The following is a 12,922-nucleotide window of genomic DNA, read 5'->3' as shown; positions in this document are numbered from 1 at the left end:
ATAATCAAGGTTTAATAATCAATACTGAAGGCGTATTATTGAGCCAGATACTGTGAGAGTCAATCAGTTTTTTCCAGCTTTCAAGGCTGATAATCATTAAATCCTGCTGCTCCAGAAACTCTTTTTTGATCGTTCTTTCCTGCATCATCATGATATGGTTTGGCGCAATCTGCTCGATGGAACGCACTGCTTCCTGAATCTCCCTGTTTTTTCTGGCTTCGCCCATAGAATCCGAAACCGTAATTTGGGAGCCGTTATTATGGATCAGCTTTTGGGCAAATTCCATCAGAAAGCCGTCTTCTGCAGAGAAAATCGGCACAAAAACACGGTTTATTTCTTCTAGTTGTTTATCTACCAATATTCCGACAGGCATTTTGCTGTTGGCAATAATCTGTCTTGTTCTTTCATCAAAAGGAGAATTTTCGAACAGCCCTTCTTTACCGGTAATTTTATCAATAAAACGGTCAGGATTGATAATCCGCGTTGTAAATCCAAGCACTTTCCCCAATAATGTCCCTTCAAAAATAGACTGTCCCAAACCAACCAGCAGTAAATCATAATCGCCCTGATTGGCCGTTTCGGTAATATCAGAATCAATATCATTGGACACTTTAAAATGAGTGACTATTTTTTGGTTCAGATTTTCGGATTCGGAAATAACAGGCAGAAAGACTTCTTTTTCATGTTCCTTCACATCGAAGGAATGCAGTTCCGAACTCAATGTCAAATGCATCGCAGTTACTATCGTATTGCCGCCTTGTTTCTTGACGAAACTGTTGGCTACTTTTAGCAGCAGTTTCCCTTTATCTGCTGTCGCAAAAGAAATAAGGATTTTGTATTTGCTTTTACTGCTGATTTCTTCAGGAATAGCCGTTGGTTTATCTTTGAACATAAAGTTGATTAAATCCAAGGCAGGTCCTGTCATAAACGTAGTTACCAATGCCATAATCACCATCATTGTAAAAATTTCGGCAGACAGAACACCAAGGTCATACCCAATATTCAGTACGACCAATTCCATCAGTCCGCGGGTATTCATTAAGGTACCAATAGACAGACTGTCTTTCCAGCTGTGCCCCACAAACTTTGCTGCAATTGCGCTTCCAAAAAATTTACCGGCTACGGCAACCATAATAATAACTCCCGTAACTTTCCACAGATTCGGGTCGTCAATCAGCCCGATCTGGGTTCTCAAACCAGTAAAAACAAAGAATAAAGGAAGCAGAACAACAACCGAAACATCTTCTATTTTTTCGATAAAAATAGAACGGAACTTATTGTTTTCCGGCATGATTGCCCCCGCAAGGAAAGCACCAAATAAAGCGTGAATTCCTATCAGTTCGGAAACATAAGAAGAAAGCAGTAGAGTCAAAAAGAAAATCGCAACAATCGGTTTACTCAGGCTTTCTCTTGTCGATCTCAAATCACCAACCTTTTTTAAGAAAGGGCGGACGATTTTCAGCATCACAAGCACATAAAAAACCGCCAGAACAATAACATACAATGAGCTGGTAAATGAGCCTGCCTTTACAATAGCGATAACAGCCGCAAGAATACACCAAGCTGTAATATCATCGGCAGCAGCGCAGGTAATCACAATTGCTCCTAATTTTGTTTTATGAATTCCTCGTTCGCGGACAATACCTGCCAAAACAGGAAATGCCGTAATACTCATTGCAATTCCCAAAAACAATCCAAAAGAAAGAAACTCTACTCCTGCCGGTGCAAAAGAATAATAAATATAATAAGCCAAGCCCAGACCTAATGCAAACGGAACAATAATACTGGCATGACTAATTACTACGGCATCATGCGCTTTGTTCTTGAGCACTTTTAAATCGAGTTCCATTCCTATGACAAACATGAAAAGAATTAATCCAATCTGGCTCAAAAACTGAAGATTTCCTAATGAATCCTTTGGAAACAGCATGGCCGAGAATTCCGGAAAATACATCCCGATCAAAGACGGGCCTAAAACAATACCGGCAATCATTTCACCGATTACTGTTGGCTGTCCAATTTTTCGGCAGACCCAGCCAAAGAAACGGGCTGCCAAAATAATAGTTACGATCTGTGCCAAAAGAATAGACAAAGGATGCTGCAGATTATGTGACATTGAGGTTACAAAATCATTCCAATGTCCATTTTCTTGATGATTAGACACAATATTTCGTCCAGTTTCCAGCATTTTCCCTTTTAGGATAATCCAATAGATCAATCCTGAGAAACCGCCAATCATTATCAGATAAAAAAAAGATTTCGTTAAATTTTTCATGTAGTAAGTAGTTAATTCACGTACAAATATGGGAACAGATTTTGAAAGCCTAAAACGGATTGGCAGTTAATTTTAGCTGGATGTAACAAGAGAGGAAAACTTTGTAATAACAGTTCCGTCAAATGGATTTTAAACATATAAGCCATATAAGTTTTCCCTTTTTTTATTAGCTGGAAATCTTTAAAAAGCAAAGACATTTAAGCCTATTTAAGCGATTTGAAAAAAACTTATATGACTATCCGTAACTAATACCAAACCAATAAAATTGGCCACAGATTAAAAAAATTTACACAGATTTCTTTAATAACGCTTATAAAATCTGTGAAAATCTGTGTAATCAGGCAAAAAATATTTAGTACACTTTGCGGACAGTCATAAAAACTTAAATAATCTTATAGGTCTTAATATATTGTTTTCTTTTACTTTTTTATCATATATAAAACTTATATGACTTATATGTTTAAAAAAATCAAGGAGTAATGCGTTAAATTTTCACTTTCGCCAAAAAATCATTTCTATACGTTTCACTCAAAACCAGCACAATTGGTTTTCCGCTTTTTTCATGAATAGAAAGCGTAATTTCATTATGATTGAAAAACTGCACTGCCGATAAAGCGATAATTTCCTTTTTATTCACTCTGCAAAAATCAGCCTTGGGAAGCTGATTCAGTAACGATTCAAAATTGATATTTTTCAGAATTAAAACACCGCCATCTGCAAGATATACTTCCTTGTCCCTGCTGTCTGCAGCTGTTTTTATATACTGAATCTGGTCAAAATGCAATAACGACTTTCCTTTATCAGTATTCAGATGAATGAATTTTTTGGAAGCATCCAGTTTTTGGAATCGTTTAAGAGCTTTGGCGACCGCTTTTTCCAAACGTTCCTTTGTAACTGGTTTTGTGATATAATCTACCGCATTAATATCAAAAGCATCGGCAGCATAATTTTTGTAAGCAGTTGTAAAAATAACAAGTTTGTCCTGCAGTAAACCCGCCAGAGTCAAACCGTCAATTCCAGGCATTTCGATATCCGAAATACACAGATCAAAATCGAGTTTGGGAACTTCTTCCAGTAATTTTTGAGGATCATTAAACGCTTTTACAATTTCCAATTCGGGAATCTGCTCACAAAGCATTTTCAGGTAAGTCAAACCCGGAAGTTCATCGTCAAGAAGTAAGCATTTGATTTTTGTATTCAAGGAGATTGATTTTTAAATGCGCAATATAAATGTCGTTTTCAACAAATTTATCCAATTTGAACTGATTTTTGTAGATAATTTTCAGCCGCTGTTCCAAAGTTGTGGCTCCAATACCGCTTCGTTCTTTTATCAAAGCTTTTTTCTCCGAAATTTTATTGGAAACTGTCAGACTGAAACAATTGTCCTTGAACTCAAATAATATCGAAATAAAAGCATCGGCGCTCTGCAGATCGGCGTGCTTGAAGGCATTTTCTATTAAATCAATCGAAATCAGCGGTGCCAGCAGATTTTGTTCATAAAGCTTTTCGGTTTCGTCAATCTTGGTTTTCACTTTCAGTTCAAAAAGCGGGCTTACCTTAATTTTGTTGATTTCAATCAGATTTAAGGCAAACTGGATTTCTTCTTTTGGAGAAACAAACTTTTTTCTGCTTTCGTATAAAATATAATCCAGAACATTCGCCAGTTTATCCAGAGCAAAATACGTCTGATAAGCATGAGACTGAATCGAGTTGAGAATATTTTTGAAAAGATGCGGATTGAGGCGTGACTCCAGCGTTTCCAGCTGCAGATTATTAACTTTCATTTCCAGCAGACCAAACTGCTCTTCAACACTTTTTTTAGCTTTTGCGGAAGCGGTCAATCTATAAATAAGATAACAAAGCACCACAGCGAACACCAGAATAATTACCAGTAGTACATATATGAGAGTGTTGTTTTCTTGTGCGTTATCCATTTGATTTGAAATATTTAAAAAGATTTTCTATCCACAATTCATAGTATTCCTCAGAAATCAGATCCTACATTTTCTTTGCGTCTCAGCGCCTTTGCGTGAAATTGGCTCGCAAAGACGCAGAGACGCAAAGTATTAATGAGCTGAAACGAATTTCAATCCAATTATCGAAGATATCAAAGTAAACAAAAAGAAAAGCCTCCAGAAAGTGGCAGGTTCCTTAAACACAAAAATCCCAACCAAAACTGTTCCGACTGCGCCAATTCCTGTCCAGACTGCATAAGCCGTCCCGATTGGCAAGGTTTGCGAAGCTTTGTACAGCAATGTCATGCTAATGGAAAGTGCTATAAAAAACCCAGCCATCCACAAAGTCGAAATCATCCCTGAAGTTTCTTTGGCTTTACCCAGACAGGTGGCAAAACCTACTTCAAACAAACCTGCGATGATAAGTAAAATCCAGTTCATAATTAAGGTTTTATAATCAATACAGATGGTACACCGCTCAGCCAGCCTGAACTGGTATCCAGCAAATCTTTCCAGCTGTCCAGGCTTACAATCATTAAATCCTGCTTCATCAAAAATTCATCAAGCAGAATAGATTCGTTATTAAGAATTACATTGTTAGGGAATTTTTGTTTTAGAGAGCTAACCGCACTTGCAATAACAAAATTAGATTCCATGTGTCCTTTCATATCCAAAAAGGTAACAGCAGTATTATTGTTATAAATTAATTTTTGGGCATAATCAATCAAAAAAGAATCTTCAGAACAATATATAGGAACAAAAACCTGGTTGACTTCTTTCAATTCCTTGTCAATCAAAACTCCCAATGGCAGTTTTACCCTGGTTACAATCTGTCTTGTTCTATCATCAAATGGTGAATTAGCAAACAAGCCTTCTTTACCTGTAAATTTATCCAGCAATCGTTCGGGATTAATAATTCGGGAAGTAAATCCGATTACTTTACCTAATATAGTTCCTTCGAAAATAGATTTTCCCAAACCAACTAACAATAAATCATAATCTCCCTGATTGGCAACATCAATAATTTCGGACTCAACATCCAGTGTTGCCTTGAAAACAGTTGTGATTTCCTGTTTTAAAATAACCGCTTCTTTCACAATAGGGCTGAAACTGCTTTTCTCCTTATCTTCCATATTGAAAGAGTGCATTTCATCACTCAAGGACAAATGCATCGCAGTAATACTCGCCGATTCGTTTTGTTTTTTTACCAGACTATGTGCTAATCGCAGCAGTGATTTTCCTTTTTCATTGTTTCCAAAAGAAATCAGAATTTTGTACTTGCTTTGGTCAGCTTCCTCGTCATGATCGGTGATATCGGTAGTTTTAAAAATATAATTAATTAAATCCAAGGCAGGTCCTGTCATAAAAGTAGTAATCAATGCCATAATTACCATCATTGTAAAAACTTCGGTTGTAAGCACTCCAAGTGCCAATCCGATGTTTAAAACAATTAATTCCATCAGGCCTCGTGTATTCATCAAAGCCCCAATGATAAGGCTGTTTCTCCAGCTTTGTCCAACAAATTTGGCCGCCAGGGCACTTCCAAAAAACTTGCCTATAACAGCAACCAGAATAATAAAACCAGTCACTTTCCATAAATAAGGCTCGTTAATGAGACCGATTTCGGTACGTAATCCTGTGAATACAAAAAACAAAGGCAGCAGCAATATTACAGACACATCTTCGACTTTGGAAATAAAAACCGTTCTGAATTTCGGAACATCAGGCATAATTGCCCCCATCATAAATGCGCCAAACAACGCATGGATTCCAATTAATTCGGTTGCATACGAAGATATTATCAGCAATAAAAAAAAGATAGCCACAACAGGCTTGCTTAAACTGTCTTTGGAACCATACAAATCACCTATTCTTTTCAAAAAAGGTTTCACTAGATAAATCATCGCCAATACGTAAATACCTGCTAATGAAATAATGTACATTGAACTCTCAAAAGTTCCCGCTTTTACAATCGCAATTACAACTGCCAATAAACACCATGCCGTGATATCATCGGCAGCAGCGCAGGTTATGGCAATAGCTCCTAATTTGGTTTTGTGCATGCCTCTTTCCTGAACAATTCGTGCCAAAACCGGAAAAGCGGTTATACTCATTGCAATTCCCATAAACAAACTAAAAGAAAGAAATTTAACTCCCTCGGGCGCAAAACGATTGTAAACAAAATAGGCCAGACCAATACCTAATGCAAACGGAATCACGATACTCGCATGGCTGATAACAACTGCTTCTTTAGCCCTGTTTTTCAGCACCTTGATATCGAGTTCCATCCCTATGACAAACATAAAAAGTATCAATCCGATCTGGCTCAGGAATTTCAAATTCTCTAATGAATTGGAAGGAAAAAGCGCCTGGAAAAATTCTGGAAAATACAACCCTAATAAAGAAGGCCCGAGTGCAATACCTGCGATAATTTCGCCAATTACGGTTGGCTGCCCAATTTTTTTGAAAATCCAGCCAAAAAGCCGGGCGACCAGAATAATCATAATGATTTGAGCTAATAAAATAGCTAAAGGATCCTGCACATTATGAATCATTGATGTCAAAAATTCCTGCCAAGAATCCCCGCTCACTTGAGGATGAGGAATTGTCTCATTGCCTTCCAGCTGTTTCCCTTTCCTGACTATGAAGTATATCAAAGCTGTAAAGCCACCTGTAACACCTAAATAAAACAATGTATTTTTATACTTTTTCATAAAGTTATTTTTCAACGATTTTGCATAATCCTTAAAAAAATCAAATATATATAAATTACAGGCTGCAAAGCTATTTTGAACTAAAATAAAAACAAAAAAATAACAATCCAGCTAAGAAAAAGATTTCCCTAAAAGACTAGGGTTATAATGGTTTTACATACCTTTGCAGATTTAAAAATTTGACATGATTAAGTGGTTTAGCTTAGGATTCTGGGAATTAATTGCCAGAGTCGTACTTCGAAATAGAATTTTAATGTTGTCCATCGTTGTTGTGGCAACAGTTTTATTGGCAATGCAGTGGAAAAACATCCATTTTACGCATACCGAAGCCAATATGTTACCCGAGGACAATATTGTAAACATTGAATACAATGCCTTTTTGGACAAGTTTGGCGAAGAAGGAAATCTGGTCATTATTGGTGTAAAAGACAAAACTTTTTTTACTCCAAAAGCCTATACTGCTTGGGCAAAATTGATGAACACCTTAAAAGGGGACAAAGCGGTTGATCTGGTTATTTCAATAAATGACTTAAAGAAATTACAAAAAAACGAAGCGCTTCAAAAATTCGAATTGGTTCCTTTAGTCGATGCAGGCAAAACCAATAATCAGGCTTATCTCGAAAAAATAAAAAAGGAGCTGTTTAATGATCTGCCTTTTTACGAAGGACTGCTTTTCAATAAAAGATCGGGAACGATCCGCTCTGCCATTTATCTGGACAAAAAAATCGTAAACACTCCTGCCAGAAAGGATTTCATCACTGACAGATTAGTTCCAGCCGTAGAAGCATTCGAAAAAGAAACCAAAATAGACCTTCGTGTTTCGGGAATGCCATACATCCGAACATTAAATTCGCAGACAATTATCAGCGAAATAAGTCTTTTCATCGGAGCTTCATTGTTGGTAACCTCACTGCTTTTCTTTTTCTTTTTCAGAAGTTTCAGAGCAACACTAATTTCGATAGTTATTGTAATTATTGGTGTAATGTGGTCTTTTGGCTTCTTGGGATTATTAAATTATGAGATTACTGTTTTAACGGCATTGGTTCCTTCACTGATTATTGTAATCGGGATTCCAAACTGTATTTTCCTGACCAATAAATACCATCAGGAATACAAAATCCACAGAAACAAAGCCAAAGCTTTACAGCGTGTTACGACCAAAATTGGGATGGCAACCTTAATGACGAACGTAACTACGGCGATAGGATTTTTCACTTTTATCACTTCAAATAACAAACTGCTGATTGAATTTGGAAACGTAACTTCCATCAACATTCTGGCATTGTTCTTTTTGTGTATTATCGTAATTCCGGTTTTTCACAGTTACATTCCGGCTCCAAAAGACCGTCACATCGAGCACTTGGACAGGGGTTATGTAAAATGGTTCATGGACTGGATTTTACGAAATGTAAAAGAAAGCCGTTTCTCAATTTATGTAGTGGCCGTTTCTCTTTTGGTATTCAGTATTATCGGAATTTACAAAATGCGTATTTCGGGCAGTATTATTGAAGACATGCCTAAAAAAGCACCTTTTTTCCAAGACATTATCTTCTTCGAAAAAGAATTTGATGGAGTAATGCCTCTCGAAATCATGATTGACACCAAACACAAAAAAGGAGTCATGAAACTTTCTACGCTTAAGCGAATGGACGAGCTGGAAACCGCAATTGATGAAATTCCCGAATTATCAAAACCTATTTCGGTTGTCAATCTGGTCAAATATTCCAAACAGGCCTATTACAACGGAAATCCGAATTACTACGAATTGCCCACTTCGCAGGAACAGGCTTTTATTTTGTCGTATGCCAAAAATGCTACCAAAAACACCAAAGGCGACCTAATGAAAAGCTATGTAGATAAAACAGGCCAGTTTGCCCGAATTACTACTTTCATGCGTGATGAAAACGGAGGCGTAATGCCAATCGTTGAAGCTGAAATCCGCAAAAAAGCCGATAAAATTTTCCCTCCGGACAGATACCATGTAACTATTACAGGTAAAGCATTAGTGTTCCAAAAAGGGACGGGCTACCTGCTGGACAATCTGCTTTCGTCATTGGTTTTCGCCTTTTTCCTGACGGCACTTTTAATTGGATTTATGTTTCGTTCTTTCAAAATGATCTTGGTTTCAATTATTCCAAATTTACTGCCGTTGCTGTTAACAGCCGGAATTATGGGCTTTTTTGACATTCCGCTGAAACCTTCAACAATATTGGTTTTCGGAATTGCATTTGGACTTTCGGTCGATGATACTGTTCGATTCTTATCGCAATACCGAGAGGAATTAAAGAAAAACAACTGGAAAATCCGCAAATCGGTTTATGCGACTTTCAATGATGCCGGTTTGAGTATGTTCTATACGTCAATCGTACTGTTCTTTGGATTTTCGGTATTTATGCTGTCCAGTTTTGGAGGAACCATTGCCCTTGGCGGACTGGTTTCACTGACTTTATTATTTGGAATGTTATCCAATCTGATGTTACTGCCGGCTTTGGTTTTGACCCTGAATAAAACATTGGCCAACGAACAGGATTTCATCGAACCTAAACTCGAAATACTGGAATTCACTGATGAAGAGATTGAAGATTTTGAGAAAAAATAAATTACAGAAACTACTGCATTATAACTTCAAATAAAAAATCCAGCTTCGGCTGGATTTTCTATTTGTTAATGCTTATCTGCTTTTCTATTCTAATTTAAAAAATCAGTGTTAATCCGTTTTATCCGTGTCATCTGTGTCCCAATACAACATATGCACAGCCTAATAGCAAAAGACATCGAATAACAGTAAACTGCTCCAAAAAAACACAATACAAAAACCTGAATACACCTCTCCGAAACATGACAATTTCAAACAAATCAACTATATTTGCAACAGAATTATAACAATATTTTCTTTGATTCAACTTCAGAAATTTAAAATCAAAAATCAAAATGAGACACACAAAAGTTAAAGACTTATTAAACAGCACAACGACTTTACAGGAAATTAATGCTAAAGGCTGGGTTAGAACTTTTAGGAATAATCAGTTTATTGCCTTGAATGACGGTTCAACGATTAATAATATTCAATGTGTTGTCGATTTTGAAAATACCCCTGACGAAACTTTAAAGAGAATTACAACCGGCGCAGCGGTTTCGGTAACAGGAACTTTGGCCGAAAGTAAAGGCGCAGGTCAGAAATATGAAATTCAGGTTACTAAACTTGAAATCCTTGGAGACTCGGATGCGGAGAAATTCCCGATGCAACCGAAGAAACATTCATTAGAATTTCTTCGTGAGAATGCGCACTTACGTGTGCGTACGAATGCTTTTGGGGCGATTATGCGCGTGCGTTCGGTTTTATCGTATGCGGTGCACAGTTATTTTCAGCAAAAAGGATTTGTGTATGTAAACACGCCCATAATTACAGGTGCAGATGCAGAAGGTGCTGGTGAAATGTTTCAGGTGACTTCGCTGCCACTGGATAATCTGCCTAAAAATGAAGAAGGAAATATTGACTACAAAAAAGATTTCTTCGGAAAACATACAAACCTAACGGTTTCAGGACAATTAGAAGGCGAAACTTTTGCAATGGCTTTGGGACAGATTTATACTTTCGGACCAACATTCAGAGCCGAAAATTCGAATACTTCCCGTCATTTGGCAGAGTTTTGGATGATTGAACCGGAAGTTGCTTTCAACGATTTGAATGACAATATGGATCTTGCCGAAGATTTTATCCGATATGTGATTAAATATGTTATTGAAAAATGTCCTGATGATTTGAAATTCTTGGAAGGCCGTTTATTGGAAGAAGAAAAATCAAAACCACAGGCTGAAAGAAGCGAAATGGCTTTGCTCGAAAAACTAAACTTTGTACTGGAAAACAATTTCAAACGTGTTTCCTACACCGAAGCAATTGACATTTTAAGAGATTCTACTCCAAATAAAAAGAAAAAATTTCAATACATCATTAACGAATGGGGCGCTGATTTACAATCGGAACACGAACGTTATCTGGTAGAAAAACACTTTAAATCACCGGTAATTTTATTTGATTATCCTGCCAATATCAAAGCTTTCTACATGCGTTTGAACGAGGACGGAAAAACAGTACGTGCAATGGATATTCTTTTCCCTGGAATTGGCGAAATCGTGGGCGGTTCACAGAGAGAAGAGCGTTTTGATGTTTTGGTCGAAAAAATGAAAGCCTTAGGAATTGACGAAGAAGAATTATGGTGGTACCTGGATACCCGCAGATTTGGTTCGGCTGTTCACTCAGGCTTCGGACTTGGATTTGAAAGACTGGTGCTGTTTGTAACCGGAATGACAAACATACGTGACGTAATTGCGTTCCCAAGAACACCTCAGAATGCAGAATTCTAAAAAGTTTATTGCTGTTTGAATGGTTTAAAATTGTTTAAAGTTTTTTAAATTTGTTTAACGGTAGCTTTAAATGTTTAAACAATCTTAAACTTTTAAACACTTAAACAATATTAAACCTTAAGCCTTCAGACCCTCAATATGCTAAAGCAATTTTTAAATTTAAAAATATCTCAGAAATTATCTCCACAGCAGATCCAGCTGATGAAGTTAATTCAGCTGCCAACGCAGGCATTTGAACAGCGGCTGCTGGAGGAAATGAACGAGAATCCTGCTCTGGAATCTGGAAAAGAAGAGGATGACTATGAAAAAGACGAGTTCGACACGGAAGAATACGATGATTATGAAGATTCCGAAGCGGACAGAATAGATTCGGAAGACATTAACATAGACGAATATTTAAACAGCGACGACACTCCTGATTATAAAACACAAACCAACAATTACAGTGATGACGATGAAACCAAGGAAACGCCTTTTGCGGCAGCGATAAGTTTTCATCAGGATCTCATCAATCAGCTAAATACTTTTATACTAAATGACGAAGAGCGCGATATTGCCGAATTTTTGGTCGGAAGTATTGACGACACGGGATATATTCGAAGAAGCATTCCGGATTTGGTTGACGACATGGCATTTACCCAAGGAATTTACACTTCTGAAAAACAAGTAGAAACGATTCTGAATATCATTCACGAACTGGAACCTACCGGCGTTGGTGCACGTGACCTGCAGGAATGTTTACTGTTACAGCTCAAACACAAAACACCAACAGAATCTATTGATCTCGCAACAGCTATAATCGATCAGCATTTTGATGCTTTCGTGAGAAAGCATTATGATAAACTGACTCAAAAACTTAATATTTCCAACGAACAGCTCAGAAATGCCATTCACGAAATTGAAAGGCTCAATCCAAAACCTGGAGGATCTTTTTCCGGAAATACCAAAATCACCGAAAACATAGTACCCGATTTTGCTATCCGCATCGTTGACGGCGAACTCGAACTTACCTTAAACGGCCGAAACGCCCCTTCCCTGCATATTTCCAAAGATTATCAGGAAATGATGCAGACTTATAAAGAATCGAAGGATAAATCAAGTTCCCAAAAAGATGCCGTACAGTTTATCAAGCAAAAATTAGACTCGGCAAAATGGTTTATTGATGCTATAAAACAGCGTCAGGACACTTTGTTTGTAACGATGAATGCCATTATGCATTATCAGAAAGATTATTTATTAGACGGCGATGAAACGCGTTTGAAACCAATGATTCTAAAAGATATTGCCGATATGATCGGACTGGATATATCCACCGTTTCGAGGGTTGCAAACAGTAAATATGTAGAAACTCCTTATGGAACCAAGCTGATAAAAGAATTCTTTTCCGAAGCCATGAAAAATGATCAGGGCGAAGATGTATCGACATTCGAAATCAAAAAGATCTTACAGAATACTATCGAAGACGAAGACAAAAAGAATCCGCTTCCAGATGACCTTTTGGCCGAAATACTAAAAGAAAAAGGATATCCGATTGCAAGAAGAACCATAGCCAAATACCGTGAACAGCTGGAAATCCCAGTTGCCCGGATGAGGAAAAAACTGTAATTAACCTC

General features: G+C 37.3%; 8 protein-coding genes. 3 read left to right on the top strand and 5 right to left on the bottom strand.

Annotated elements, in window-relative coordinates; all coding sequences use genetic code 11:
- Positions 1-4 precede the first annotated feature (4 nt).
- The 5 genes from ABEG11_RS08775 to ABEG11_RS08755 form a co-directional block, all read right to left on the bottom strand.
- A complete protein-coding gene (locus tag ABEG11_RS08775; RefSeq protein ID WP_348823791.1) occupies positions 5-2,275 on the bottom strand; it encodes a cation:proton antiporter in 2,271 nt (756 codons plus the stop codon).
- A 484-nt stretch (positions 2,276-2,759) separates the two neighbouring features.
- A complete protein-coding gene (locus ABEG11_RS08770) occupies positions 2,760-3,476 on the bottom strand; it encodes a LytR/AlgR family response regulator transcription factor (protein WP_348823790.1) in 717 nt (238 codons plus the stop codon).
- Positions 3,445-4,209 (bottom strand): sensor histidine kinase, encoded by a 765-nt coding sequence (locus tag ABEG11_RS08765; RefSeq protein ID WP_348823789.1) that lies wholly within the window; start codon positions 4,207-4,209, stop codon positions 3,445-3,447. Before ABEG11_RS08765 ends, ABEG11_RS08770 begins: the two co-directional genes overlap by 32 nt.
- 132 nt (positions 4,210-4,341) lie before the next feature.
- Positions 4,342-4,671, bottom strand: coding sequence for a DMT family transporter (locus ABEG11_RS08760; RefSeq protein ID WP_348823788.1), 330 nt, complete (start codon positions 4,669-4,671; stop codon positions 4,342-4,344).
- Positions 4,672-4,673: 2 nt separating this feature from the next.
- The gene (locus ABEG11_RS08755) at positions 4,674-6,944 is read right to left on the bottom strand and encodes a cation:proton antiporter domain-containing protein (RefSeq protein WP_348823787.1); all 2,271 of its coding nucleotides are present in this window, start codon (positions 6,942-6,944) and stop codon (positions 4,674-4,676) included.
- A gap of 184 nt (positions 6,945-7,128) precedes the next feature.
- On the opposite strand from ABEG11_RS08755, the gene ABEG11_RS08750 reads away from it, so the two are divergent.
- The 3 genes from ABEG11_RS08750 (at position 7,129) to rpoN (ending at position 12,914) form a co-directional block, all read left to right on the top strand.
- A complete protein-coding gene (locus tag ABEG11_RS08750) occupies positions 7,129-9,543 on the top strand; it encodes an efflux RND transporter permease subunit (protein WP_348823786.1) in 2,415 nt (804 codons plus the stop codon).
- 332 nt (positions 9,544-9,875) lie between these two features.
- On the top strand, positions 9,876-11,309 hold the full coding sequence (asnS, locus tag ABEG11_RS08745; RefSeq protein WP_194641469.1) for an asparagine--tRNA ligase: 1,434 nt from the start codon (positions 9,876-9,878) through the stop codon (positions 11,307-11,309).
- A 138-nt stretch (positions 11,310-11,447) separates the two neighbouring features.
- Entirely contained in the window at positions 11,448-12,914 is a 1,467-nt protein-coding gene (gene rpoN, locus ABEG11_RS08740) for an RNA polymerase factor sigma-54 (RefSeq protein WP_348823785.1), read from the top strand.
- The last annotated feature ends 8 nt before the right edge of the window (positions 12,915-12,922 follow it).

Source organism: Flavobacterium aestuarii (assembly GCF_040049115.1).
Taxonomy (GTDB): domain Bacteria; phylum Bacteroidota; class Bacteroidia; order Flavobacteriales; family Flavobacteriaceae; genus Flavobacterium; species Flavobacterium aestuarii.
Note: the sequence above shows the minus strand (reverse complement) of the source record. Positions and strands in the feature narration are given on the sequence as shown.